Annotated in this window: 25 protein-coding genes and 1 tRNA gene; 18 read left to right on the top strand and 8 right to left on the bottom strand. The window is 70.6% G+C overall.

Features of this window, described 5'->3' with window-relative positions:
- Window positions 1–3 precede the first annotated feature (3 nt).
- Window positions 4–1062 carry a hypothetical protein gene (locus ACZ5KW_RS14925; RefSeq protein WP_343780647.1) on the bottom strand — a complete coding sequence of 353 codons (1059 nt, stop codon included), beginning with the start codon at window positions 1060–1062 and terminating at the stop codon, window positions 4–6.
- A 153-nt stretch (window positions 1063–1215) separates the two neighbouring features.
- Window positions 1216–2454, bottom strand: a complete 1239-nt coding sequence (locus tag ACZ5KW_RS14920; RefSeq protein ID WP_343780649.1) for a cytochrome P450 — start codon at window positions 2452–2454, stop codon at window positions 1216–1218.
- Window positions 2455–2723: 269 nt separating this feature from the next.
- Between ACZ5KW_RS14920 and ACZ5KW_RS14915 the strand changes: the two genes are divergently transcribed.
- Window positions 2724–4025 carry an MFS transporter gene (locus tag ACZ5KW_RS14915; RefSeq protein ID WP_343780650.1) on the top strand — a complete coding sequence of 434 codons (1302 nt, stop codon included), beginning with the start codon at window positions 2724–2726 and terminating at the stop codon, window positions 4023–4025.
- A 22-nt stretch (window positions 4026–4047) separates the two neighbouring features.
- On the opposite strand, the gene ACZ5KW_RS14910 is transcribed toward ACZ5KW_RS14915, so the two are convergent.
- Window positions 4048–5106: a M42 family metallopeptidase gene (locus tag ACZ5KW_RS14910; protein ID WP_343780651.1), complete on the bottom strand. Its 1059-nt coding sequence runs from the start codon at window positions 5104–5106 to the stop codon at window positions 4048–4050.
- A 202-nt stretch (window positions 5107–5308) separates the two neighbouring features.
- On the opposite strand from ACZ5KW_RS14910, the gene ACZ5KW_RS14905 reads away from it, so the two are divergent.
- The 4 genes from ACZ5KW_RS14905 (at window position 5309) to ACZ5KW_RS14890 (ending at window position 7479) form a co-directional block, all read left to right on the top strand.
- Window positions 5309–5566, top strand: coding sequence for an MTH865 family protein (locus ACZ5KW_RS14905; RefSeq protein WP_343780652.1), 258 nt, complete (start codon window positions 5309–5311; stop codon window positions 5564–5566).
- A gap of 139 nt (window positions 5567–5705) precedes the next feature.
- Entirely contained in the window at window positions 5706–6497 is a 792-nt protein-coding gene (locus tag ACZ5KW_RS14900; RefSeq protein ID WP_343780653.1) for a DnaJ domain-containing protein, read from the top strand.
- The gene (locus tag ACZ5KW_RS14895) at window positions 6494–7249 is read left to right on the top strand and encodes a metallophosphoesterase (protein ID WP_343780654.1); all 756 of its coding nucleotides are present in this window, start codon (window positions 6494–6496) and stop codon (window positions 7247–7249) included. Before ACZ5KW_RS14900 ends, ACZ5KW_RS14895 begins: the two co-directional genes overlap by 4 nt.
- A gap of 32 nt (window positions 7250–7281) precedes the next feature.
- Window positions 7282–7479: a hypothetical protein gene (locus tag ACZ5KW_RS14890; protein WP_343780655.1), complete on the top strand. Its 198-nt coding sequence runs from the start codon at window positions 7282–7284 to the stop codon at window positions 7477–7479.
- 103 nt (window positions 7480–7582) lie between these two features.
- Here the strand turns inward: ACZ5KW_RS14890 and ACZ5KW_RS14885 are convergent, their stop codons facing one another.
- Both ACZ5KW_RS14885 and ACZ5KW_RS14880 read right to left on the bottom strand, forming a co-directional pair.
- On the bottom strand, window positions 7583–8431 hold the full coding sequence (locus tag ACZ5KW_RS14885) for a metal-sulfur cluster assembly factor (protein WP_343780656.1): 849 nt from the start codon (window positions 8429–8431) through the stop codon (window positions 7583–7585).
- On the bottom strand, window positions 8431–9492 hold the full coding sequence (locus tag ACZ5KW_RS14880) for an amidohydrolase family protein (protein ID WP_343780658.1): 1062 nt from the start codon (window positions 9490–9492) through the stop codon (window positions 8431–8433). Before ACZ5KW_RS14880 ends, ACZ5KW_RS14885 begins: the two co-directional genes overlap by 1 nt.
- A gap of 176 nt (window positions 9493–9668) precedes the next feature.
- On the opposite strand from ACZ5KW_RS14880, the gene ACZ5KW_RS14875 reads away from it, so the two are divergent.
- The 5 genes from ACZ5KW_RS14875 to ACZ5KW_RS14855 all read left to right on the top strand — a co-directional run bounded on the left by ACZ5KW_RS14875 (window position 9669) and on the right by ACZ5KW_RS14855 (window position 14264).
- Window positions 9669–10709, top strand: coding sequence for an NAD(P)-dependent alcohol dehydrogenase (locus tag ACZ5KW_RS14875; RefSeq protein ID WP_343780659.1), 1041 nt, complete (start codon window positions 9669–9671; stop codon window positions 10707–10709).
- A gap of 70 nt (window positions 10710–10779) precedes the next feature.
- Window positions 10780–12162, top strand: coding sequence for a hypothetical protein (locus ACZ5KW_RS14870; protein ID WP_343780661.1), 1383 nt, complete (start codon window positions 10780–10782; stop codon window positions 12160–12162).
- A 149-nt stretch (window positions 12163–12311) separates the two neighbouring features.
- Window positions 12312–12794 (top strand): hypothetical protein, encoded by a 483-nt coding sequence (locus tag ACZ5KW_RS14865; protein ID WP_343780662.1) that lies wholly within the window; start codon window positions 12312–12314, stop codon window positions 12792–12794.
- Between the two features lie 22 nt (window positions 12795–12816).
- Entirely contained in the window at window positions 12817–14007 is a 1191-nt protein-coding gene (locus ACZ5KW_RS14860) for a thiamine pyrophosphate-dependent enzyme (RefSeq protein ID WP_343780663.1), read from the top strand.
- Between the two features lie 74 nt (window positions 14008–14081).
- Entirely contained in the window at window positions 14082–14264 is a 183-nt protein-coding gene (locus ACZ5KW_RS14855; protein ID WP_343780664.1) for a hypothetical protein, read from the top strand.
- Between the two features lie 37 nt (window positions 14265–14301).
- Here ACZ5KW_RS14855 and ACZ5KW_RS14850 read toward each other — a convergent pair whose 3' ends face one another.
- A complete protein-coding gene (locus ACZ5KW_RS14850; RefSeq protein ID WP_343780665.1) occupies window positions 14302–15624 on the bottom strand; it encodes an NAD(P)/FAD-dependent oxidoreductase in 1323 nt (440 codons plus the stop codon).
- 291 nt (window positions 15625–15915) lie between these two features.
- On the opposite strand from ACZ5KW_RS14850, the gene ACZ5KW_RS14845 reads away from it, so the two are divergent.
- Entirely contained in the window at window positions 15916–17163 is a 1248-nt protein-coding gene (locus ACZ5KW_RS14845) for a pyridoxal-phosphate dependent enzyme (protein ID WP_343780666.1), read from the top strand.
- A 30-nt stretch (window positions 17164–17193) separates the two neighbouring features.
- Here ACZ5KW_RS14845 and ACZ5KW_RS14840 read toward each other — a convergent pair whose 3' ends face one another.
- On the bottom strand, window positions 17194–18408 hold the full coding sequence (locus ACZ5KW_RS14840; RefSeq protein ID WP_343780667.1) for a PGF-CTERM-anchored ABC transporter substrate-binding protein: 1215 nt from the start codon (window positions 18406–18408) through the stop codon (window positions 17194–17196).
- A gap of 62 nt (window positions 18409–18470) precedes the next feature.
- Here ACZ5KW_RS14840 and btuC point away from each other — a divergent pair, with 62 nt between their 5' ends.
- The 7 genes from btuC (at window position 18471) to ACZ5KW_RS14805 (ending at window position 23907) form a co-directional block, all read left to right on the top strand.
- Entirely contained in the window at window positions 18471–19637 is a 1167-nt protein-coding gene (gene btuC / locus ACZ5KW_RS14835; protein ID WP_343780668.1) for a vitamin B12 ABC transporter permease BtuC, read from the top strand.
- Window positions 19634–20863 (top strand): ATP-binding cassette domain-containing protein, encoded by a 1230-nt coding sequence (locus tag ACZ5KW_RS14830; RefSeq protein WP_371153034.1) that lies wholly within the window; start codon window positions 19634–19636, stop codon window positions 20861–20863. The genes btuC and ACZ5KW_RS14830 overlap by 4 nt, the downstream gene beginning before the upstream one ends.
- An 84-nt stretch (window positions 20864–20947) precedes the next feature.
- Window positions 20948–21943 (top strand): class I SAM-dependent methyltransferase, encoded by a 996-nt coding sequence (locus ACZ5KW_RS14825; RefSeq protein WP_343780671.1) that lies wholly within the window; start codon window positions 20948–20950, stop codon window positions 21941–21943.
- 125 nt (window positions 21944–22068) lie between these two features.
- Entirely contained in the window at window positions 22069–22290 is a 222-nt protein-coding gene (locus ACZ5KW_RS14820) for a hypothetical protein (protein ID WP_343780672.1), read from the top strand.
- On the top strand, window positions 22277–22666 hold the full coding sequence (locus ACZ5KW_RS14815; RefSeq protein WP_343780674.1) for a peptide ABC transporter ATP-binding protein: 390 nt from the start codon (window positions 22277–22279) through the stop codon (window positions 22664–22666). Before ACZ5KW_RS14820 ends, ACZ5KW_RS14815 begins: the two co-directional genes overlap by 14 nt.
- 551 nt (window positions 22667–23217) lie before the next feature.
- Window positions 23218–23290 (top strand) — tRNA-Thr (locus tag ACZ5KW_RS14810).
- Between the two features lie 209 nt (window positions 23291–23499).
- Complete coding sequence (locus ACZ5KW_RS14805; RefSeq protein WP_343780675.1) at window positions 23500–23907, top strand: DUF4112 domain-containing protein; 408 nt, start codon at window positions 23500–23502, stop codon at window positions 23905–23907.
- A gap of 312 nt (window positions 23908–24219) precedes the next feature.
- Here the strand turns inward: ACZ5KW_RS14805 and ACZ5KW_RS14800 are convergent, their stop codons facing one another.
- On the bottom strand, window positions 24220–25503 hold the full coding sequence (locus ACZ5KW_RS14800; protein WP_343780676.1) for a helix-turn-helix transcriptional regulator: 1284 nt from the start codon (window positions 25501–25503) through the stop codon (window positions 24220–24222).
- Window positions 25504–25531: the final 28 nt, after the last annotated feature.

Raw genomic sequence — 25531 nt, 5'->3', positions numbered from 1 at the left:
GGCTCACGCCGACCGGCCGCCGTCGGGGTACCACACCGCGCGCCCCGGCGTGTGGTGGTGCCAGAGGTCGTCCTCGCGAAGGATCCGCCGGTCTCGCCACCGGAACCGAGCGTTGGCCACGTACGAGAACGGATCGAGCGTCTCTGTCGCCGTCACGAGCGAGCGCTGACACGCCGTGAACTCCGGACGCACCCCGTCGCCCGACCGCGTGAACCGATGGTCGACGGCGTCGCCGGTCTCCTCCGCGACACGGCGAACCTCCAGCCCCGCGGTCTCGCCCGCGGGCGGGGCGGTCGAACGCACGTCGCCGTCGAACGAGGCCACGAGTCGCACCTGATCGGCGGCGTACGCCCCGTCGCAGCCGGCGGATTCGCCCCCGCGTATCGTCCCTCGCAGTTCCAGTTCGACGTGCGTCCGGTCCGCGTCGCTGGCGACTCGAACCGCGTCCCGGCGGGTGAAGGCGGCCACGTCGTTGCGACCGTGGACGTACGAGGGGCCGAGCGTCCTCGCCCCGTCGTCGAGCCCGGGCGGGCGGTCCGACAGTTCCGCGTCGACCGGGCACGCGGTCCGCGGCGGGTCCAAGACGCGGGCGACCGCTCCGGCGAGACCGCTCGGGACTTCGACCCCCTCGAACACGTGCGTGACCAGCCCGTCGTCCGACGGGACGGCGGCCGCGACGCGTGTCGTCGGTCCCCAACTGTTGCTGGCGAAGCCGTACGGCCGGCCGTCGGCCGCGCAGAGGTCCATGAGCGTCGCTTGGGCGCTGCGGCCGACGACCGCCACGGGAGTCGCACCCCGCAACGCGGACAGCGCGGCCTCTCTGTCCGTCCCGTCGGACGGGAACAGCGCGACGCGGCCGCCCGTGGGGTCCTCGACGGTCCGGGGCCCGGCGCCGTCCGGGAGCCGGACGCCGTCGGCGACGTAGACCGGACCCACGTCGAAATCGTTCGGATCGGTCTGTGCCGTCGACAAGTCCCCGATGCGGGCGCTACAGCCCGCGAGACCGCCGGCGAATCCGGTACCGGCTGCCGCGAGGAGGGCGCGACGAGAGCGGGAGGGCATGCGGCCGGCGGTACTCGGTTCCGACACCTCAAACCTGTGGTTCGACCCGCGGTCATCGCCGCTGACCACCGGACTCGACCGGCGGCGACCGACGCTGCGAGGGTCTCTCGGACGGGGCCGTCCGCTCGTCAGGTGAGCTCCCGGTGACGGGATCTACCGTCGCTCGTCGTATCGGATCGGGAGCGATTCGACGCCGTAGACGAACGAGCTTCGGGTCGGCTGGAGCGACGTCTCCGCGAGTCGCACGTTCTCGACGCGGTCGAGTAGCTCAGACAGCCCGACCTTGGCTTCGAGCCGGGCGAGCGGGGCGCCCAGACAGTAGTGCGTCCCGTGACCGAACCCGAGGTGCTGGGCGGGCGATCGGTCCGGACGGAACTCGTCGGCCGCCTCGAACTTGCGTTCGTCTCGGTTCGCGGAGCCGAGCCAGACGATGATGCGGTCGCCCGCTTCGACGGTCTCACCGCGCATCGTCACGTCCTCGGTGGCGACCCGACTCATGGCCTGGACCGGCGACCGGTATCGGACCACCTCCTCGACGGCACCCGTGAGCGCGCGGTCGTCTCCGCGGAGGTCGTCGAACAGGTCCCCGTCCGCCTCGGCGAAACACCGCACCGCGTTCGTGATGAGGTTGGTCGTCGTGATGTTCCCCGCGACGAGCAGCAGGATACACATCCCGAGCGCCTCCTCGCGCGAGAGCGTTTCCCCCTCGCTGGACTCCGCGGTGACGATGACGGAGAGCAGGTCGTCTCGGGGGTCCTCGCGACGGTCTTCTATCATCTCGAGGAAGTACTGGCCCATCTCCATCTGGGTCCGCTGTTGACGATCCGCGAACGCGTCCGCGCTCTCCCCGTCGCTCGCGGCCTCCACGAGCGTGTCCGACCACGTCTTGAACCGGTCGTGGTCCGACGACGGGACGCCGAGCAGTTCGCCGATTACCGTCACCGGGAACGGGTACGCGAGGTCCCCGACGACGTCCATCTCTCCGCCCGGTCCGACGGCGTCGTCGAGCAGCTCCCCCGCCAGCTCCCGGAAGTGGGGCTCGCGGTCGGCGAGCGTCCGGGGCTGGAACCACTCGTCTACCACGTTCCGGAGTTCGTCGTGACGGGGCGGGTCCTCGAACAGCATCGTGTCTAAGATCAGTCCCTCTCCCGGCCCTTCGGGCTCGACGAAGTCGGACGCCTCCCCCGGGTCCGCCGAGAACGTGTCGTCGTCGTCCAAGACGCGTTTCACGTCCTCGTACCGGAAGACGTCCCACGTCCGACGCTCGGGGTCGTAGCGGACCGGCGCCTCGTCACGCATCCGCTCGTACCAGTCGAACGGGTCGAGCCACGACTCGCGATCCTGTAGCTCCTCGGGAACGGCTTGGAGTCCTTGGGGACCTGCTGAACTCATGTTTCAACTATCGGAAACGAATGGGATAAAATTACTGGACAGCTCGCTTAAATAGTGTTCACCGGTGTTTCGGACGTTCTCAGTTATCGATGCGTTTCCGCCGTCGTCGGAGGTTTCCGAGCGCAGCGGGCAGCCCCTCTCGGTACCCGCGGATCTCGACGGGGTCACCAGGCCCGAATACTGACCGAACGAAACGATAACCCCACCCGGACCGCCGGATCTGCGACCCTTTTTTCTCGGGGTGACCTTGGTTCCGATCAGAGACGACCGTGGCGCAGTTCGGAAACTCGGTACGGCTGCTCGGCGACCGCGAGTTCGCGGCCCTCGCGGGGACCGCGTTCGCGCGCAGTCAGGCGTACTCGACGATCCTGATCGCCCTCGCGCTGTACGCGGACCTGTTCGGCACCACCGGGTTCATCGAGGGACTCTTCGGCACCGCGTTCGCGATCGTTCAACTCGTCATCGTCCTGCCGCTGGGGCGAAAGGTCGACACCGGGAACGCGAAGCGGTGGCTGCTCGGCGGCTTCCTGATCAACGTCGCCGTCTTCGTCGGCTTCGCGCTGGTCGACAGCTCCGTCCACATCATCCTCGTGCGGATGGTCCAGGGGCTCGGCGCGAGCGTCCTCTGGATCACCGGCGCGACGGTCATCGGCGAGATCAGCCCGGACGACGAGCAGGGGCGCTGGCTCGGCTCGTACAACCAGTTCGCCTCCTTCTCGTCGCTCGCCGGCGACCTCGTCGGCGGCTACCTCCTGTACGCCTACGGCTTCACCGAGACGTACGTCGTGTTGTCCGTCGTCACGCTCGCCGCGTTCGCGCTCGTGATCGCCTTCCTCCGCGACAACCCCGGCGGCCGGAAGGACCCCGAGGACGCGGGCGGGATCGAGACCTTCCGGTCGCTGCTCGGCCTCCCGATGGTGCGCGCGCTCGTCTTCTTCCGGTTCACGTTCAGCGTCGGCAAGATGGCGGTGATCATCTTCCTCCCCATCTACGCGCGGACGACGTTCGGCATCTCGGCGTTCGCCATCGGCTGGATCATGGCCGGCGGGAAGCTGACGAAGGCGCTCACGCAGGGGTTCGTCGGCGACCTCACGGACCGCTACGAGCGCACCTACCTGTTCGTCGCGGTCGGCGCGCTCCTCTACGGCGTCGGCACCGCGATGGTCCCGCTGGCGGCGTACTTCGAGGGGACGCTGTCGCCGGTCACCGTCTCGTACCTCGGCGACTCCCAGACGCTCGGCGGGGCGTTCTTCGCGCTGTTCGGCGCGTACTCGCTGCTCGGCGTCGCCGACTCGATCCGGCTGCCGGCGAGCATGTCGCTGTTCGTCAGCGAGGGCGAGGCGTACGACTCAGTCGCCAGCGCGATGAGCCTGCGCTCCGTCTCGTGGAAGGTCGGACAGGTCGTCGGCCCGGTGCTCGTCGGCGTCACGATGGACGGGACGACCACCGAGACGGGGTTCCTGCTCGCGGCCGGGTTCATCGCGTTCGCGACGACCGGCTTCGCGTGGCAGGCGCGTGGCGCTCACCGCGCCGACCGGGAGCCGGGCGCCGCCGTCCCCGGCGACGACTGAGACCGGTCGGCGGGGAACCCCGTTAGAGGGTGTAGTCGTGCTCGCCCGTCTCGGACTCCAAGAAGGCGGTCAGGAGGTCGATCGTCGCTTCCACGTCGCCGCCGTCGGCGGTCTCGGTGACGGTGTGGAGGTACCGCGTCGGGATCGAGATAGCGCCGACCGGCTTCGCGCCGGCGGTGTGCTGGAACCCCGCGGTGTCGGTGCCGCCCGCGGGCAGCACCTCGTGCTGGTGGTCGATCCCCTCGCCTTCGGCGACGTCGGTGAGGCGGCCGTGGACCTTCGGGCTGGTGATCACCGACGAGTCCTTCAGCTTGACCGCGGTCCCCGCGCCGAGTTCGGTGACGGCGTCGGCCGGCTCCCCGATCTGCGGGACGTCGTTGGCGACGGTCACGTCCAGCGCGATCGCGAGGTCCGGGTCGATATCGACCCCGAGCGCCTTCGCGCCCCGGAGGCCGACCTCCTCTTGGACCGTCGCCGCGAAGTGGATCGTCACGTCCGGGTCCTCGATCCGGCGGGCGGCCTCGATGGCCGCGAACAGGCAGATCCGGTCGTCGAGGGCCTTCCCGGTGACTCGATCGCCCATCCGCGTCGTCGTCTGGTCGAGCGTCACGAGGTCGCCGACCGAGACCAGTTCCTCGACCGCCTCGGCGTCGCGGCCGAGGTCGATGAAGACGTCTTTCACCTCGTCGTCTTTCTCCTGTTGCTCCTTCGTGAGCGTGTGCGGCGGGACCGAGCCGATGACGCCTGTCAGGTCCTCGTCGCCGTGGACCGTGACGCGCTGTGCGCGCAACACCCGCGCGTCGAAGCCGCCGAGGGGGTCGACCTGGACGAAGCCGTCGTCGGTGACGTGACGGACCATGAACCCGATCTCGTCCATGTGGGCCGCCACGGCGACCGAGTAGTCGGCGTCGCCCTCGATCGTCCCGACGACGTTGCCCATCGCGTCGGTGCGAACGCGGTCGACGCTGTCGGCGAACTCGCGCCGGACGATGTCTCGGACGTCGTCCTCGTAGCCCGGGACGCCGCGGGCCTCGGTCAGTTCGCGCAGCAGGTCGAAGTCGAAGTCGAACTCGCGTGCCATACTCGGACTGGTCGTCCCAGCGACAAAGTCTCGGAGGTTCCGGCACGACCGTCGGGCTTCGGTGCGCTCGCGGCGGCGGCCCTCGCTCGGGCACCGACCGTCTTCGCCGCGCTCGTCTCGGCGACGCCTCCCGTCGACAACCCTAAATGCGTTTACCGTTGTTCCGCAACCCTTTTGCGGGCGCTCGCGGGATGGAGTGTGTATGAGCGACGTGAGAGCGGAACTCCGCGAACAGTTCCTGGACGCGTTCGGCGACGCCGACTTCCCCGTCAGCAACCAGATGGACCTCGTCCCGGCGCTGCCGGACGGCCCGGCGACGAAGTTCGAGGCCGGCGACGTGAGCTTCACCGCCATGGAGATGGCGGCGAAGCTCGGCAGCGAACAGGAGTTCCCCTACGACTCCGCCGAGGCCCTCGTCGACGACATCCTCGACGGGCTGGAGTCGAAGGGAATGATCTGACCGCCCGACGACCCGCACGCGAACGTTCTGCCGTCGAACCGCAGGCTCGACCTCCGAGCCGTCGGTCCGTCCCGCACCTCCGTCGCCGCCGCGCCCGTCACGGCGGGAGGTTGATTACCACGGAACCGTTACGGCGGGTGTGACCGCCGATCTTACGGGGCTGTTGCCGCGGTGGGTGCTCTGGGGGATCGTCCTCGGAGCGGTCGCCACCGTGGCGGTCGCGCTCGTGTTCTACCTCGGGGACCGGTTCGCTCCGTCCCGGGTCGCCGAGGCCGGCGACCGTGGCGCCGCCGGCGACGAGCGCCGCCGCCGCGAGATCCGGACGTACTTGCAGGCGGCCGGCGAGCGCTTCAGCGAGGACCACGGGTTCGACGACGTGGTCGTCCCCTTCTACCTCCCCGAGCGCGGCGTCGCCATCACGTTCAACGCACACGACTACTTCCGGCTGGAGGGTGAGGGCGTCTACACGGTCCTCTGTGAACACGAGATGCCGGGCCGAGGGCTCGGCCGCCGGCTGCCGTTCGACGTCGACGAGCCGGACTGGGCGACCGGGAACGGTTCGGAGGCCGGCCGTTCCGGCTCGAGCGGGTTCGGACCCGGTCGCTTCGGCGGCGACCGGGCGACCGGGCGCTCGCCGCGGGGCCGCCCCGCCGGTCGAGCCGACCCCGTCGGGGACGCCTTCGACGAGCTCGGCGTCTCCCGCGACGCCGACCTCGACGCGGTGAAGGGCGCCTATCGGGAGCGCGTCATGGAGACGCACCCCGACCAAGGCGGCGACGAGGAGTCGTTCCGGCGCGTCCGCGAGGCGTACGCCACCGCGCGGAATCACGTCGACGGGGGGGAGGGCGCCGGGGCGCCGGACGGGGAGCGCGTCGAGGCCCGCCGCGACGGCGGCCGACGCCGGGAGCCGTCCACCGGGTTCGGCCGGTGACCGGTCCGCCCCACGCCCCAGACGCCGAGTTCGCCGAGCGGGCGGTCTACCTGGCCGGCCCCGACGCGCTCGTCGTCGCCGACCTCCACGTCGGCCGCGGGGAGGCCTCCGCCGTCTCGCTCCCGCTCGGCGAGCGCGCCGATCTCACCGACCGACTCGCCGCGCTGCTCGACCGGTTCGAGCCGGCGACGCTCGTCGTCGCCGGCGACGTCGTCCACACCTTCGACCGCGTCAGCGACCGCGCGGCCGAGACGTTGCGCGCGGTCCGCGAGGCGTGTTCGGCCCGCGGCGCGGAGCTCCGACTCGTCGCCGGCAACCACGACACCGCGCTCGCGGCGGCGTGGGACGGCCCCGTCTCGGACTCCGTCGTCCTCGAGGCGGGAGCGAGCCGACCCGAAGGCCCCGAATCTGACGGCCCGTCGCGGACCACGGTCGTCTGTCACGGCCACGAGCCGCCGTCCGCCCCGGCCGACCGGTACGTGTTCGGCCACGTCCACCCGACGATCGAGATCGAGGGCGACCGCCGGCCGTGCTTCCTCTCCGGTGCCGGCGCGTACCGTGGCGCGGACGTGCTGCTGGTACCGGCGTTCACCCGGCTCGCGGCGGGGGTCGCGGTCAACCGCCTGCGCGCCGACGGGTTCGATTCCCCGCTCGTCACCGACGCCGCCGACCTCGCCCCGATCGTGTACGACGGCGGGAGCGAGGAGGCGCTCCTGTTCCCGCCGCTCGGCGAGTTCCGCGAGCTGTTGTGAACGCTTTTGTCGCCCCGCGAGCAGTGTGACCTATGAACACAGACACCGGCTGTCTCGGCTGCGGCGAACCGTTCGACTGGGGCGACGGCGAGTGCCCCGAGTGCGGCTGGGACCGCGAGGAGTGGGCCGCGAACGGCCGTCACGGGCTGGAGAAGGAGGGCCACGGCGAGCCCGAGGAGGACGGCGGCTCGGGGGGCGGCGGGCTCGGCGGCCTGGGGCCGATCCGCTGAGCTCGGTCGCTCCGGGGAGCGCTGCCGGCCCGACGGAACGGGGACCCGCGGCCGAACAGACGGGGACGCGTGGCCGCCCTCGACGGCGGCCGCCGCCCGCGGCTCAGTCGTCGTCGCCGAGCGTCCACGTGGAGGTGAACTCGTCGACCTCGCCGTCGTACGCCGACCCGTCGAACGACGGGTTCGCCGAGCCGTCCGGGCCGTCGGGGCCGTGACGCGCGCGGTGGAGCGCGTCGCAGACGGCGCCCTGCCCGCCCATGTTGACGGTCGCGAGCCGGGACCGCTTCTGGACCACGTCCAACTCTTCGGCCGGGATCGGTCCGCCCTCGGGCGTCAGGAACAGCGTGTCGTCGGCCGCCGTCACGTGGCCGCTCGTCGTGACCCGGTCGAGGTAGTCAGCGATCGGCTCGGCGTCGACGACGAGCGACAGCCCGCCCACGTCGACGTGGGCCTCCTCCTCGGCGACCGTCAGGTCGCCGCGAACGAGCGAGACGACCTGCGCCGGTTCGGCGCCGGCGTCGAGCAGGACCCTGACCGCCTCGCGCTGCCTGGAGACCCGCGCCTTGTCGGCGATGGCGGCCCGGACCGCCGCGACGTCGCCGTCGGCGTCCGGGAACGTCTCGCCGAAGCCGTCGCGGGCGTTCACCCCGGTCGTGATCTCCGCGCTGTGCATGTGGTCGCACAGCTCGATCCGCGCCGTGTGGACCCAGTCGAGCGCCTCGACCTCGTCGCGGGCGTCGGTCGCCATCATCCACGCGAAAGCGGGCGAACACCACGCCGTCGGCAGCGTGAACCTGACCACGACGCGGCCGCCGTCGACCTCGATCGCGTCGATGTAGTCGAGTTCGACGATGGAGCGGGCGAGCTCCGGGTCCTCGACGCGGTCCAGCCGCTCCCTGACCGCCGGCGTCCCGCGCGGGTCGCCGCCGGCGTCGCTACGGCTCCCCGACATCAGTCCGCCGCGGCCCCCGCGTCGCCGCCGTAGTGGGCCTCGAGGTCGAACCGCTCGGTGATGTCGTCGTCGCGGAACTGCCGCTTCTTCTCCTCGATGTCGATGTCGTACAGCTCCGCGACGTTCTCGCCCATGATCTTCTTCATGGTGTCGACGTCGAGTTCGACCCCGTACTCGTCTTTCTGCTCGTCGGTGAGCTCCGCGTTCATCACCTGATCGACGAGCCAGTCCGGGTTCCACAGCGCGTAGTCGGAGCCGAACAGGACTCGGTCTTCACCCAGCCAGAACAGCAGTTCGCCCATGATCTCGCCGAACTTCCGCTCCCGGTGGGTCGACATCGCGGACGCGACGGCGAGCCCGCCGTACACGTTGGGCTCTTGGGCGGCGATCCAACAGAAGTCGTCGAGCCGCGGGAGCCCGACGTGGTTGACGATGAAGTTGAGCTCCGGGAACGACGAGGCCGCGTCGTCGACGTCTTTCACGTCGAACGCGTCGCGGTTGAGCGGGCGGATCGTCGGCCCCTTGTGCGCGTTGATGTTCTCGATGCCGAGGTCCGAGCACTTCTCTAAGAACTCGAAGGCCTCGTCGCTGTCGAGCCGCCACCCCTTCGACTCGCCGCGCCACTCGGCGGTGTACAGCTTCACCCCGGGGATGTCGTACTCCTCTTTGAGGTGTTCGAGGTAGCGCAGCCCCTCCTCGCCGTCGCGCGGGTCGAAGCTCCCGTTCAAGACGAAGCGCTCCGGGTACTCCTCGGCGAGTTCGGCGTTCTGCTCGGTCGTGTTGAACCCCTCGTCGTAGAAGTCGTCGAGGTACGTCGGCTGGAAGATCGCCATGTCGGCGGCCGCGTTCCCGAACAGGTCCTCCGTCATCTTGTCCGCGCCGTAGTGCCGGTACGTGTCGATGTCCCACTGCTCTTCCTCCGGCGTGAAGCCGGTGTGGTAGTCGTAGAAACACTGGAGGAACTGCTCGCCCCCCTCGTGAATGATGTTCTCTTTTCGCGCGTCCCACATTTGGACGTGCCCGTCGATAACGAATATCTCCTCGCCGTCTTTCTCGTACATACAGGTATCTCTGCGGATTGTTCACACATAACTATAAGGATCGTTCAGGTAAATTACGGCTCAGTTGTCCGTTTACGCGTCGACACGTCGGAACGGCGGTCGGAGCACTGCGGGTCCGGGGCAGGCCACCCCAACATAACGAATATTTATGAGGGTGCTGTGAGACAGTATAGCACATGGAAGCCGCGAGACTCCACGAGTACACCGACGACATGAGCGAGGGACTGACGATAGACGAGGTCGACCGCCCGGCGGTAACGGGGGCGGACGACGTCGTCGTCGAGGTCGAGGGCGCGGGTTGGTGCCAGACGGACAACCACATCATCGAGGGGATGTGGACGGAGTACGTGCCACAGGAGTTGCCGCTGACGCTGGGCCACGAGAACGCGGGGACGGTCGTCGAAACGGGCGAGGACGTCGAGATCGTCTCGGCCGGCGACCCGGTGATCTGCCACCCGGTCCAGACCTGTGGGACCTGTCGTCCCTGCCGGCTCGGCGAGACGATGCACTGCGAGAACAGCGCGTTCAACGGGCTCACACACGACGGCGGCTTCGCCGAGTACCTCCACACCAGCGAGCGGGCGGTCATCCCCCTGCCGAGCGGGGTCGAACCGATCGACATCGCACCGCACGCCGACGCCGGCATCACCGCGTACCACGCGGCCAAGAAGGCGGTCGGGGAACTGAACCCGGGCGATCACGCCGTGGTCATCGGTGTCGGCGGGCTCGGCCACATCGGGCTCCAGTGCCTGAACGCGATGAGCGCGGCACAGATCACCGCCGTCGACCTCAAGGAGTCGGCGCTGAACCTGGCCGACAGCTACGGCGCCGACCACCTGATCAACCCGGGCGAGGCGGACGTTCGCGCCGAGATCGAGGGGATCACCGACGGGACGGGCGCCGCGCAGGTGCTCGACTTCGTCGGCGCGGACGTGACGACGGGATACGCGCCCGACATCACCGCCGGCGGCGGCGACCACCACATCATCGGCTACGGCGGGCACGTCCACGAACCGTCGCAGTCGCTGGTGAACGGCGAGTTCTCCTTCGTCGGCAACATCGTCGGCCGGTACGCCGAGCTACAGGAACTCGTCGCGCTCGTCGAGCAGGGCGACGTCGACCTCCACACCAGCCGGTACGAACTCGGCGACGTGAACACGGTCGCCGAGAAGCTCGAACACGGTGAGATCGACGGGCGCGCCGTCATCACGCCCTGAGCCGGGCGTCGACACCAGCGGACCGCCGACCCGCAGAAAATTTTTCACGGTGGCCGTGAACCCGTCGCCAATGGACCGGAGAGCCCTCCTCACCGGTGTCGGCGGCTCCCTCGTCGCACTCTCGGGGTGCGTCGGGAGCGACGTCGGCTCCGATCCGGCGACGAACGGGACCGAAGACGAATCGACGAGCGACGGCGGCGACCCGACCGCGTCCCTCGACGTCGAACTCCGGACGGTGCCGCACGTCGTCACTGCCTACGAGCCGTCGCCCAGCCGCGGGATCGACCCGGAGCACGTCGTCCCCGAATCCGAGATCCCGAGCGCGCTGCGCGAGCCGCTCGCCGAGGCGCGCGCCGGACGGTTCGAGACGGACGACCCCGGCGACGCCCTGTTGGCCGCGGTCGACGAGTTCCGCGTCTACGATCGCGGCCAGCTGAAGCCGTACGTCGAGCTGGACGGGACGCGCCACGCGTTCGGCCCCACCCTCCCGACGTTCACCGCGGAACTCCTCGACGAGCCGGCCGACGAGTACGACGAGGACCGGGTTTTCCGAGAGGCGACACAGCGCGACGACCTCGACTCGACGGCGGTCGAGACGTTCGTCAAGGCGTTGACCGCGTACGGCGCAAGCGTGGCGCGCGGCGAGTACCGGCGCTGTGACCGCCCCGACGCCGTCGCGGCGTTCCTCGACGAGTACGACTATCTGGAGGACCAGTTCGGCGTCTGCCGGATCCGAACGGCGGTCGAGAACGAGGACCCGCCGTACGCGATCACGGCCCGCGAGTTGACCGAGGGCGACATATGGGACCGGCCGATACTCGACGAGTCGGCGCTCGACGACGAGGTGGTCGCCTTCTTCGAGCGCGCGCTGGCGTCGCCCCACCGGAAGCCGGCGCTGTCGACGCCGGACCGCAGCCAACTGTTCACAGACGACGTGCCGGACGCTTACGATCGGCTCGCCGCCGAGTACGACGAGCAGCCGTACTACCGCATCGACGGGGCGGTGTACGACATCGGCGTGGGCGAGTCGCTGTACGACCGGCTCCCGGTGTCGGTCTCGGTCGCGGCGAGCGAGGATGCGACCCGCCAGTTCGCGCTCACGGTCGCGATAACCCCGGAGAGCGCCGACGCCGACGTCACGGGACCGTACACGTTCACGAGCCGGGGGGCGCTGCCGAGCGCCCTCTGGGTGCTTCACGACGGCGAGCGATGGCCCTTGGAAGTCACCGAAACCGACGGTATCGAGGGGCCGCAGCCGAGTCGTTCGGACGCCCAGGGGCTGGAGTCGCTCGACGCGGGCGACGAGATGGTCGCGACGTACGCGGTCCCGGAGTCGCTCCCCGCGGGGACGTACGTGAGCCGCGGACTGTTCGGGATCTCTTGGGGCGTCCCGAATCAGACACCGGACGAACACGGGGCGTATCCGTTCGAGTTGGCGGTCACGATCGGCTGAGCGGGACCGGAACCTCGCGGTCGACGGGGGGAACTCCGACGGCCACGCCAGTCCGGACAACCCCGCGAGACGGACGCCGTCGCGGCGGAGACTCAAATCGACGCTTCACCCACGAAAAGAGATTTATCACGCGTTCGTGATCAACGAGTATGGATGACTCCCTCTCGCCCGAGTCGGCGCTCTCGGCTCCGCAGCGCTGGTCGCTGCTCGCCGGCGTTTACGCGTTCGCCTGTGCCGCGCTCACCGCCCTCTCCCTCTCGACCGTCCTCGACCTGTTCGCCGAGGTGATCGGCCTTCCGACCGCCTTCGCGACGCCGATCCTCGCGGCCCCGGCACTCCTCGCCGGCGCGTTCGTCTGGTGGGCGCTCGTCGAACGGCGGGGCACCGTCACGTACCTCCGGGGGGCCGCGTTCGGCCTGGTCACCGCGCTCGCCACCGGACTCGTCTGGACCGTTCGGTTCGTCTCCGTCTGGAGCACGGAGATGCTCGCCGCCGAGCCCGTGCGGGTGCTCATCGGATTCGTGTTCGCCGCGGTCGCCGTCGCGGGAGTCGTCGTCGGTATCCCGATCACGTACGTCCGCCGGCGGAACCGCGAGCCGGCCGACGGCCCCGCGACCGCTAAATCCTTGTGACCGGCCCGCACACTGATCGCCAATGGACGAGAACGGCGCCGACGCGCCCGGCTCCACCGACCCGAGGACCGACCCGCTCGCGGACGAGGACTGCTATCGCGTGCTCGGGCCGGACGGGTCGCCCCTACCGGACGCGACGGTCCCCGACCTGTCGGACGAGCAGTTCCGCGCGATCTACCGCGACCTGGTGACCACGCGTCGGTTCGACGAGCGCGCGGTCAGCCTCCAGCGCCAGGGACGGATCGGCACCTACGCGCCCTGCGCGGGTCAGGAGGGGTCGGCGGTCGGGTCGACCCACGCGCTCACCGACGACGACCTGATCTCCTACCAGTACCGCGAACACGGCGCGGTCGTCGTCCGCGACCTCCTCCCGGAGTACCTCCCCTACTGGATGGGCCACGAGTCCGGGACCGAGGCGATCGCCGACGGGAACGTCTTTCCGCTGAACATCGGGATCGCGGCGCACCTCCCGCACGCGGTCGGCGCGTCGTGGGCGTTCGACCACCGCGGCGAGGACCGGGTCGTCGCCTGCCACTTCGGGGACGGCGCGACCAGCGAGGGCGACTTCCACGAGGCGATGAACTTCGCGGGCGTGTTCGACACGCCGACGCTCTTCTGTTGTCACAACAACGGCTGGGCCATCTCGATCCCGGAGTCGCGCCAGACCGCGACCGACACCTTCGCGCAGAAGGCGACCGCCTACGGCTTCGACGGCGTCCGCGTCGACGGGATGGACCCGCTCGCGAGCTACGCGGTCACGCGGGAGGCCGCGGAGCGGGCCCGTGGTGAGGGCGGAGGCGGTGACGGTGACGGCGCGAGCGACTCGGAGGGCGACTCCGCCGACGCTTCCCGCCCCGTCCTGATCGAGTTCCTCGAGTACCGGTTCGGCGCGCACACCACCGCCGACGACCCGAGCGCCTACCGCGACCCCGACGACGTGGACCCGTGGCGCGCGCTCGACCCGGTCGACCGCATGGAAGGGTTCCTCAGAGAGACCGGCCGGATCGACGACGCGGGCGTCGCCGCGGCCCGCGAGGAGGCCGACGAGGTCGTCGCCGCCGCGATCGACTTCGCCGAGTCCGTCGACGGCGCGCCGAGCGACATGTTCGACCACGCGTACGCCGAGCTACCGCCGGAGATCCGTCGCCAGCGCGACGACCTGCTCGCGGCGGTCGACGAGCACGGGGAGGAGGCCTTCCTGCGCGAGGAGTAGCGCCGACCGCGAGGGACCGCCGGCCGCGGTCCGACGAACGCCAAGCCTATTACCCCGCCACCGCCCGCGTTTCCATGGACGACGCCGCCCTCCGAACCCGTCTCGACGCGATCCTCCTCGTGCTGGCGACGAACGCCCTCCTCCTGTTCGGGATCGGACTCCGGTACTCCAGGGAGTTCACGGTCGGGGTGGGCGTCCTCGCGGCGCTGATCGGATACGGCCTCGTTCGAGAGCGACGGTCCGACGCGGCGCAGTGAGGCGCCGCCGCGCGGACTGCCGCGTCGACGGCGGGCGTTACAGGTGTCTCGTCGCCGCCTTCGCCGCCGTCCGTCCGCTCTCGAGGGCGCCCTGAATCGACGACCACTCCGTGTAGTCGCCGGCGAGGACCACCGGCCCTTCTGGGTCGTCCGGGTCGGGGAGGTCGGCGTGGACGCCCGGCGGCTGCGCGAACTGCGCGAAGCGGATCCGGTGGACGTCGAGGGTCTCGAGGCCGGCGAAGTCGCGGTCGGGGTACCACGACTCCAGCGCGTCGCGCACGTCCTCGCGGATGTCCTCGTCGTCGCGCTCCAGCGACTCCTCGCCGAGGAACGTCGCGGCGAGCAGCGCGCGGTCGTCGGGCGCGTACTCGGGGGCGACCTCGGACATCGGGACCACGGCGTTCGGCGACTCGCTCGCGGCGTTGAGCAGGATCCGCCCGCCCGTCTCGAACGAGTCGCCCGCCGGGAGCGCGTACCACCCGGTGACGTTCGGCACGCCCTCCGTCGGGACCGACGCCACGCCCGTCAGCCGGCGGGCCTCCGGCGGCGAGGCCGCGACGACGACCGCGTCCGTCTCCCGCGTCGACCCGTCCGACAGTTCGACGGTCGCGCCCTCCGCGTCGCCGCTCCCTTTCCGGAACGGGATACGACCGCCGCCCGCGATCCGGACCGACTCGACGGACTCGCCGGTCCGGATCTCGACGCCCGCCTCGCGGGCGCGGTCCGCGAGCGCGGCGGGGAGCGCGGTCATCCCCTCGTCGGGGACGCCGATCGATCCGTGGCCCATCGCCCGGAACGTGTACTCGAAGACGTGCTTCGAGGTCGAGAGGCTCCGATCGAGCGTTATGCCGCCGTAGAAGGGTTCCACGAAGTTAGTCACGTAGTCGTCGGCGAACCCCCAGTCGCGGAGGTACTCGCGGATCGGCGCGTCGGGGCCGACGAAGAAGTCGCCCTCGTCACGCTTCGAGAGGTCGTACCGGAGCGCGAGCGTCCGCGCCTTGTCCGAGAAGGAGACCTCGTCGTTCAGAAGCGAGGGGAGCGCGGACAGCGGGTCGCGGAGGGGGTCCCCGAGCACCGACCGCGACCCCGGCCGGCAGATCGTCGCGCCGGGCGCGAACGTCCGGAGGTCGAGGTCGTCGAGGCCGTCGGCGCCCAGTTCGCGCTCGACGGCCGGGTAACTCGAGAACAGCACCTGGAAGCCGCGGTCGAGCGTGAAGCCGTCGACCGTCTCGGTCCGTACGCGGCCGCCGACCTCGGGCCGTCGCTCGTACAGCGTCACGTCCGCGCCGGCCTCGGCGAGCCGGGACGCGGCGACGAGGCCGCTCAGCCCGCCGCCGACCACGGTGGCGTCTCCGTTCATACGTCGACTGTCGGGTTATAGGTTTATAAGCGATCGACACCGGAGCGACGGTGAAATCCTCCAAACCCCCAGCCGCGAGGCGGGCGCTTTGAGTCCCACCCCGCACCGCAACCGCGCCTCACACCTCCCCAGCCTCGTCGGCCTCTCCGCGGTCGGCCGACTCCCTCGCGCGTGCGGCTCGCGCCTTTCGGGCGCTCGTCGGAACGCGCCACCGCACGGTTGGACCCTCTGTGGGGTAGCGGTCCAGTTCCGAGTGCGAAGCGATTAGTCGCGGCCGCCGCAACGATCGGTATGGAGAACATCGAGACCACGCCGGCGTTCCGCGGGCTGGAGAGTCGCGCGTCGGGACGCGTTCACGAGACCGCCGACGCGACGGCCGTCGACCCCGACGAGCGGGCGCGCGGCCTCGACCCAGTGTACGACTACGACGCGGTCGACCCGGACGCGCTGTTCGACCCGGCGGCCCGCGGCGCGAGCGGCGACGCACGGACCGCGCCCGCGACCGCCCGCGGTCACTGGCGCTTCGACGCGCTGTTACCGTTCCCCGCAGCAGACGCGCTCACCGCTGGCGAGGGCGGCACGCCGCTCGTGGCCACCGACCGACTCGCCGACGAGCTCGACGTCGACGCCGTGTACGTCAAAGACGAGGGGCGGAACCCCACGGGGACCGTCCTCGACCGCGGCCTCTCGCTCGCGATGACCGCGGTGGCGAAGCGGGTCGCGGAGGGCGCCGAGGTCGAACCGCTCGTCTGTGCGAGCCCCGGCAACGCCGGGCAGTCGATGGCGGCGTACGCCGGCCGGGCGGACCTGCGCTCGTACGCGTTCGTCCCCTCTCGTTGCGCCTTCTCGAACAAGTCCATGACGAACGTCCACGGCGGCGAGATGCGCGTGGTCGGCGGGCGCTTCCCGGACGCGGCCGCCGCGGTCGACGAGCAGTTAGCGACGGAGTACACCGACCTCGGCGAGTTCGTCACGCCGTACCGCCACGAGGGCGCGAAGACGATCGCCTTCGAGCTGGTGGCCGACCTCGGCGCGGCGCCGGACGTCGTCGTCGTCCCGACCGGCTCCGGCGAGGTGATCGCCGGCGTCCACAAGGGGTTCGTCGAACTCGACCGGATCGGCGCTATCGACGACGCGCCGCGCGTCGTCGCCGCGCAGGCGGCCGGCTGCGCCCCGATCGCCGCCGCGGTCGAGCGCGGGCTCTCGGAGCCCGAACCGTGGGAGACGCCGGACACCATCTGCGGCGAGCTGGAGATTCCGGACCCCGCCGGCGGCGCGGCCGCCGTCGAGGCGGTCGAGGAAAGCGACGGGGCCGCGGTCGGCGTCGACGACGACGACATCCTCGCGAGCGCGGTCGCCGTCGCGCAAAACGAGGTCGTCGAGATGGGCGCCACGGGCGGCGCGGCCCCCGCCGCCGCGTGGGCGCTCGGCGAGGACGACTTCTTCGACGGCGACGAGACCGTCGTCCTGCTCAACAGCGACGCCGGGCTGAAGACCCCCGACATCCTCCGGAGCCACCTGATGGGTCAGGGGATTTAGGAAATCTCGTCCGTCTGCGACTGAGTCAGTTCACTCGCGCCGCGCGAGCAACCCGGTCGCGATCAGTGCGAGGGCGGCCGCGACGACGCCGAAGCCGGGCGCCTCGTCGCCCGTGCCTCCGCTCTCGTCCGTGGAGTTCATCGAATCGTCTTCGGACGAGTCGCCGTCAGCAGTGTCCTCCGACGAGCCGTCGTCGCCGTCGCTCGACGAGCCGTCGTCTGCGTCGTCACCGGACCCGTCGGTCGACTCGCTCTCCTCGCTCTGGAACGCCACCACCGCGGTCGAGAGCGTCTCCGACGACTCGATCACGCTTCGCGGCGCGGGCTGGTTGAGGTAGTTCACGTTCATCACCACGTAGTTGCCCTCGGTGCCCGCGGTCGTACTGGCGTAGGGTTCCTGGTCGAGGATCGACGCCTCGGAGTCCGTGACCAAGACCAGTTCGGGGTTCGTTTCGAGGATGACCTCGTCGGAGAGCTGCGGGTACGCCTCGTACTCGGCGGCGACGTTGTCGGTGCCGCCGACGGTCATGATCGCGTCGATGAAGGTGTTGTTCGCGGCGACGTAGCCGCCGCCGAGCGGGTACAGCGCGGCCGGTCGGTCGAGGCCGGCGGTCCGGTTCTCGGCGTCTTCGACCGCGTCGTACATCTCCTCGTTGGTCTCGGCGGCCGCGTCGCACGCGCCGACGAGCCGGCCGATCGTCTCCGTCTTCTCGGCGATGTCGTCGATGGAGGTCGCCGCGGGGAAGTGGTACACCGTCAGCCCCTGCTCGCGGAGCGGCTCCACGTCCGCCGCCGAGGAGTTCGGCGCCAGCACGAGGTCGGGCTCGGTGTCGACGACGCGCTCGACGCTCGCGCCGAACTCGGCCGAGACGTTCGCTCGTTCCCCGGCGCCGTCGAGGTAGGACGCGAACTGACTCACGCCGACGACGCGGTCCTGCTCGCCGAGCTCCCACAGCGTCTGCGCGGCCGAGGGGTTGATCGTCGTGATCCGGTCGGGCGACTCGTCGAGCGTCACCGTGGTCCCGGTCGCGTCGGTCACCTCGACGGGGAACCCGCAGGCGTCGTCCGTCTGCGCGGGGCCGACGCCCGTCCCGGTGGCGTCCACCGCACCCACCGCCGGCCCGGCGCCCGCGGTCGGTGCGTCCGTCGATATCGTCGGCTGTGCGCCAGCGGCCGGCCCGGCGACGCCGCCGAGGAGGGCGGTCGTCACCAGCACGGCCATCGCGATCGCGAAGCTGTTTCGCATCGACTCAACGACCGGACTCGTCCAATAAGTATTTACCTACTACAAGTTGTGTTGGAATACACATGCGACCGTGGCTCCGGTCGGCGGTCTGGTCCGCGGCGGTAGCCGCGCTGTTGGCGGTCGTGATCGTCGTCAGCGCCGCGATCGGACCCGTTCGGATCCCGCCGGAGACGGTCGTCAAGTCCGTGTTGGACGCGCTCGCGGTGCCGGCCGGGATCGAGGCGAACGCGGGCGGCGTCGGTCCCCTGCCGCTCCCCGGCGTGGGGCCGCTCACGCTCCCCGGCCTCGACCTCGCGTTCGCGTCGCCGTTCGCGTTCCCCGTCGACTCGGTCCACCAGCGGATCGTCGTGGGCGTGCGGCTCCCGCGGATCCTGCTCGGCGCGCTCGTCGGGTTCGCGCTCGCGGCCGCCGGCACGGTGATGCAGGGCTTCTTCCGGAACCCGATGGCGGACCCGTCGATCATCGGCGTCTCCTCCGGGGCGGCGGTCGGCGCGGTCGCGTTCATCGTGTTCCCGCTGGCCTTCTCCGCGACGGTCGCCGTTCCCCTCCTCGGGCCCGTCGACGTCGCGCTCTCGCGCGGCGCGGGAACCAGCCTCGCCGCGTTCGCCGGCGCGCTCGTGGCCGCCTTCGGCGTGTACGCCATCGCGACCCGTCACGGGCGGACGCCCGTCGCGACCCTCCTTCTGGCCGGCGTCGCGGTCCAGACGTTCCTCGGCGCCGTCGTCTCGTACCTCCAGCTACAGGCCGGCGAGTCGCTGCGGCAGGTCGTCGCGTGGCTGATGGGTCACCTCTCGGGCGCCGCGTGGAGCGAGGTCGCCATCACTGCCGTCGTCGTTCCGCCGCTGTTCTTCGTGTTGCTCGCGTACGCCCGCGACCTCAACGTCCTCCTGCTCGGCGAGGAGGAGGCCCGCGGGCTCGGGATCGCGGTGGAGCGCACGAAGCGCGTGCTGCTCGCCGCCTCGGCGCTCGTCACGGCCGCCGGCGTCGCGTTCGCCGGCGTGATCGGCTTCGTCGGCCTCATCGTCCCGCACATGCTCCGGCTCGTCGTCGGCCCCGACCACCGGGTGCTGCTCCCGACCGCGGCGCTCGCCGGCGGCACCTTCCTCGTCGCGGCCGACACGGTCGCGCGCTCGGGGGCCGCGGAGTACCCGGTCGGTATCGTCACGGCCGCGGTCGGCGCCCCCTTCTTCGTCTACCTGCTCGTGACCCGAGAGGTGACCGAGCTGTGAGCGCCGACCGGACCGAGACCGACTCGCCGCCCGGAACGGCGCTGTCGTTCGGCGACGAACCCCTCCTGTCGGTGTCGGACGTGGCCGTCTCGTTCGGCGACCTCGACGTCGTCTCCGGCGTCGACCTCCGGGTCGAACCCGGCTCGCTCGTCGGGCTGGTCGGGCCGAACGGCGCCGGCAAGACGACGGTGTTGCGCGCGGTGACCGGCGCGGTCGAGCCGGACGCGGGGACCGTGCGGATCGGCGGCGAGCCGGCGTCGTCGCTGTCGGCCCGCGAGGTCGGGCGCCGCGTAGCGAGCGTCCCGCAGGCGACGGACCTCGCGTTCGACTTCCGAGTCCGCCACGTCGTCGAGATGGGGCGGACGCCGCACCTCGGCCGCTTCGACGCGCACGGCCCCGACGACGACGACGCGGTCGACGCCGCGATGGCGGCCGCGGACGTCGAGCGCTTCGCCGGCCGGTCGATCACCGAGGTCTCTGGCGGCGAGCGCCAGCGCGTCCTGCTCGCCCGGGCACTCGCGCAGGCGGCCCCCCTCCTCCTCTTAGACGAGCCGACCGCCAGCCTCGACGTGAACCACGCCGTCGAGACGCTCGAACTGGTCCGGGCGTTCGTCGACGACGGCGAGCGCGGAGCGATCGCGGCCATCCACGACCTCGACGCGGCCGCGCGGTACTGCGACGAGGTCGTCGTCCTCGCGAACGGCGGCGTTCAGGCCGCCGGCCAGCCCGAGTCGGTGCTCTCGGCGTCCACCGTCGGGGACGCCTTCGACGCCGAGGCGTTCGTCGGGCGCAACCCCGCGACCGGGACCCCGGCGGTCACCGCGTTCCCGCCGCACGACGCCGCGCCGCACCGCGTCCACGTGATCGGCACGGGACGCCCGGCCGCGCGCGTCGTCGCGAGGCTGGCCGCCGCGGGCCACGAGCCGTCCGTCGGCGTGGTCCCCGCGGGCGACGCGGCCGCCGGCGCCGCCGCGGACGCCGACGCGACCGCCGTGACGGCGCCCCCCTTCGAGGGGCCAGATTCCGAGGCGGTCGCGGCGGCACGGGAGCTCGCGGCCGACGCGGACGCGACCGTCGCAGTCGGCCGCGGAAACGATAGCGAGAGCCGCGTCTCCGGCCCGAACGCCGACGTGGCCGCGGCCGCGGACCCGCTCGTTGCGGTCTCCGCCGACGTCGGCGACGCGGCGCTGCTCGACGCGGTCGCGGCCGCGACCGCCGAGGAGTGAGCGGGCGTTCCCGGGGTGACCGGATATCCCGCACGCGACCGGCGAAGCGTCACCGTTTATTCGCTCGCCCGCCTCCTCCCGACGATGAGCGTTCCCTGCGTCGCCGTCGCCCGCGAGCGCGGCGAGACCGTTCGGAGCCGGCTCGCCGACGCCGGCGCGCTCGACGGCGACCACCAGATCGCCGTCGACGGCGACACGATCTACATCCCCGTGGCGGCCCGCGACCGGGTCCCCGCCGACTTGGCGGACCGGATCGTCGAGCGCGACGCGGCCGCCCGGGACCGACCGACGACGCCCGCGGAGGTCCTCGGCTACGAACCGTCGCTCGAGCGACTGGGCGGCATCGTCATCGTCGACGAGGACGACGACGAGCGGGCCCGCGAGATCGCCGAGGCCGTGATGGCGGCCGACCTCCCCTGCGACACCGTCCTCAACCGCGCCTCGCCGATCGAGGGCGAACTTCGGGTCCGCGAGTGGGACGTGCTGGCCGGGAACGGCACCGAGACGGTCCACCGGGAGTACGGCCACGAGTTCGCGCTCGACGTCGCGGCCGTCTACTTCTCGCCCCGCCTCGCGACCGAGCGCCACCGCGTCGTCGAGCAGGTGGCGGCCGGCGAGTCGGTGATCGACATGTTCGCCGGGGTGGGCCCGTACGCCGTGCCGATGGCGGCCCGCGGCGCCGACGTGGTCGCCTGCGACCTCAACGAGCGCGCGATCGAGTACCTCCGCGAGAACGCCGAGCGGAACGGCGTGGCCGACCGCGTCACCGCGGTCGCGGGCGACGTGCGCGACTTGGCCGACTCCCACGCCGACACCGCCGAGCGGCTGGTGATGAACCTCCCGCACTCCGCGGACGAGTTCCTCGATACCGCCGTCGCGCTCGCCGGCGACGACTGCGTGATCCACTACTACGACATCCAGCACGAGGACGACCCGTTCGGGCCGGGTCGTCGTGCCATCGAGGCGGCCGCGGGCGACGCCTACGCGGTCGACGTGGAGACCGAGCGCGTCGTCCGGTCGTACGCTCCCCACGAGTACAACGTCTGTCTCGACGTTCGACTGACGCGTCCCGAGGACTGACGGCCGGGTCGCCTGCTTCTCGCGACCGCTTTCTCGGACGCTCGGTCTCTTCTCTCACCCTCTCGCAACCGAACCGACACGTCAGCCCGTTCACTTATGTGTGTTAAACACTATCGTGTACCCGTATGAGCGACTCCGCAGATCCCGAAGAGCGAATCGACGAGACGACCACGTGGCCGGACCTAGCGATCGGTCTGTACGACCGGCTTACGGGCCGAAACGCCGAAATTCACTACGAGTTCGAGGACCTCACCGTCCAGGTGCCGAGCGGCACGGGCGACGACGTCGAACACGCCGAGTGGCACGTCGACGGCGGGGTTCGAGTCACGACGAGTGAATCGGAGTAACTCGGGACGGCAGCTCTCGGTCGCGACCGACGACCTGACGCTGTCGGTAGACGGGGTCGACGCCGCGGTCCGGGCGACCGGGCAACGGCTGTTCGTCGAGGTGGACAGCGTCCGCGACGCCCTCCGCATCGCCCGGCACCTTCCGGACGAGTCCGCGTCGAACCTCGCGGTCGGAGAGCTGGTGCGCGGCGGTCTCACGGCCGAGATCAGGGTTCGCGGTCGGACGGTCGCGCTCGTGGGCGCGGACGCCCGGCCGGGCCCGCTCTCGCACCGCCTCGGCGTCGCACCCGCGGAGGTTCGGCTCGCGGGGGTCGTCGGCGCCGGCTACGGCGGACTCTCCGCGGCGGTGCGCCGGGTCCAGCGCCTGTTTTCCTAGCCGGCCCGGCGGCGCCGCTCGCGAGCGGATCGAGACAGCGAAAACGCCCCTCCGCCCCGAGGGGACAGGGCGGAGCGGCTGGGGGCCCGTCACATGACAAGTGGTCGCGGCGGCTGGCGTCGGACCAGAGGCGATTGTGCGCTTGGCACGTCGGAGACGTTCTTCACACGGTAGCCGCGACGAACGCTGATGGGGATGACGGCCGCGCCGAGTCGCCGTGGGGGTGACGACCGACGAGACCCGTCGCCGCCCGGTACGGGCTCCGACCGGGCACGCACCGCCGAGGGAGTCGATCCCCGCCGTCTCGGCACGCGGGCGGTGTCATCACAAATAGATTAAAGTCCGAACACGTATTTAGTCTTTTTCCTTATATCCCTGTATCATGTTCGGATTCTACTTGTGTATCAGTGGTGAATAAGCGAAATATCGTGACGTGCGTGTGTTATTTCTCGGAGAATCTCACCGGTTCTCGGTCGCCCCCGGAGCCGGTCGATCGCCGTCCCGTCGCCGTTTCGGAACCCTTATTTTTCCGTCGGGGAATTATCCAGTGCGCCGGGGTAGCTCAGCTGGCAGAGCGATTCCTTCGTAAGGAATAGGTCGAGGGTTCAAATCCCTCCTCCGGCTCTTCTGACGGAACGACGTGAAGTCGAAGCGTAGTAGCCGCGGTGCGCTCGGCTTACCTTCTGTGCGGCTGATCCCCTCGGCGAGTGGCATCCCCCGGTCTCCCGGTTCTCGTCGGGACGACTGACAGACCGACCGGTACGAGGGCACAGTTCCGCGCCCCTACGCCTGACTCCCCACAGGATTAACCGAGGAGAAACCGTACGCGATCCATGGGAGAAGAACGGGGGAGCGAGTTTCTGGCCGAGTCCAACGAGCGGATCGCGCGCCTCCCGGAGTCGGTCGACCGAGCGGCGGTCAAGCGCGTGCTGATCGTCGCGTACGTTCTCGACGAGGGCGTCCGCGTTCCGTTCATCGGGTATCGCATCGGTATCGATCCGCTCCTCGGTATCCTTCCCGGGGCCGGAGACGTACTCAGCGGCGGGCTCTCGCTGTATATCGTGGTCGAGGCGGCCCGCCTCGGTGTGTCCGTCACGACGCTGCTCAGGATGATCGCGAACATCTCCTTGGACGTGGTCGCGGGAACGATCCCAGTCGTCGGTGACCTCTTCGACGTCGTCTGGAAGGCCAACACGCGTAACTTCGAGCTGGTGGTGGAGGAGCTCACGGCCGAGACGTAGGATCTCACCGGGACCTCCGGTCCGAGGCCCCGGAGCTTGTGATTTCGATCGTTCGGTCACCGTCGCGCGCCGACCGATTTATATTATTCAAAGAATATTAGGTGTGTGGTTATTTGTCACGGGAACGGATAGACGTATATGCGACCAAAATACGACTGCGACACCGAAGAAGTGTACGAGTGTTTTAAATGCGGTCGGCGTACAGACTCGGCCGGCGAGTGTGAGTGCGGGGGTGAACTGTGTCACATCGGCCGTTCGCGGGACCTGTGACCCGGGCCGGACCGAGCCCGACGCGGACCGTCGTCGGTCCGTTCAGTCGCCGCCGGTAGCGCCGCCCTCGTCGCCTCTGTCCGTCCCCCCGCTATCCTCACTTCCGTCGTCGCCGCTCGTCCCGTCATCGCCGCCCTCGTCGTCGTCCTCGGACTCCTCCGGGTCGAAGTCGGGCAGCGAGAGGACGTTCTCGCGACCCAGCCGGAACCCGTCGAGGTCGTCCTCGTCGCGGAGCCCCGTGACCACCTGACTCGTCTTCGCGGCGGTCCAGTCAAGCTCCTCGGCCACCTCCTTCTGTTTCATCCGCCCGCCCTGCGACTCGATCAGCCGAAGGACCTGTTCCTCGTTGCTCAACAGCTCGCTGTCGACCGGGGGCGCCTCGTCCGAGTCCGCCGAGTCCTCCGACGTGGCCGCGTCGTCGCCGTCGGACGCCGCCTCGTCGCTCGCCTCGGGCTCGGCGGCCGCCGCGCTCGCTCCTGTGGCGGCGGCCGCGTCGCCGTCGCTCGCATCCCCGCCGCCCTCGTCGGTCGGGGTCGCGTCCCTCGTCGTCGTAGTCGCGGCTGTCCCGGCCCCACCGCTCGCTCCGGGGGCGCCGGCGCTTCGTCGCCGGTAGACGACGGCCCCACCGGCGACGACGAGTGCGCCGACGAGCGCGGCGAGCGCGCCGGTCGGGAGCCCGGAGAGCGGCCCGGCGGGGGCGACACTGATCCGCGGCTGGCCGGCCGAGAAGTCGACCGGTCCGGTCCAGACGACCGAGCGCTCGCGGACCTCCGTCGGCTCCGGCGTCGTCTCCGCGAGGCGGTACCCCTCCGGCCACGAGACGATGAACGACGAGGAGCCGTCGAGGAACAGCCCGTCGACCGCGTCGCCGACGCGCAGCCGTTCCCCGTCGACTTCGGCGAAGTTCGTCCACTCGAACCGGTAGGTCAACACGCCGTACGTCTGCGGGAGCTCACGCCGCTCCGCGGTCACCGTCGCGTTCGACACCGTCATGTTGCGGCCCGTCGCGGACTCGGCGGTGGCCGCGGTCGAGGCCATCCGCTCGCGGAACCGGCTCGTGTACGCCTCGGTGTCGTTTTCCACGTCAGCGCGGAGCTCCTCGAACGCCTGCCCCTCCTCGTCGGTAGCGAGTTGGATCCGGTACTCCACGGTCCACTCCGCGTCGCCGTCCGGCTCGACGGCGACTGCTATCGATACGTCGTCCGGCTCGACGTCCATCTGTTCGAAGCCGCCGTCGAACGGGACCGCGCCGGCGCTGCCGGCCAGCGCGAAGCCGACGGCTCCGAGCAAGGCGACGACGACCAGAAGGACCGACGCTCGCTTCACGAGAGTATTCACAGAAAGAGCGAATAAA

The sequence above is a fragment of the Halorubrum ejinorense genome (genome assembly GCF_055389685.1).
The sequence above is the reverse complement of the archived record's forward strand: the minus strand, read 5'-3'. Positions and strand labels throughout refer to the sequence as shown.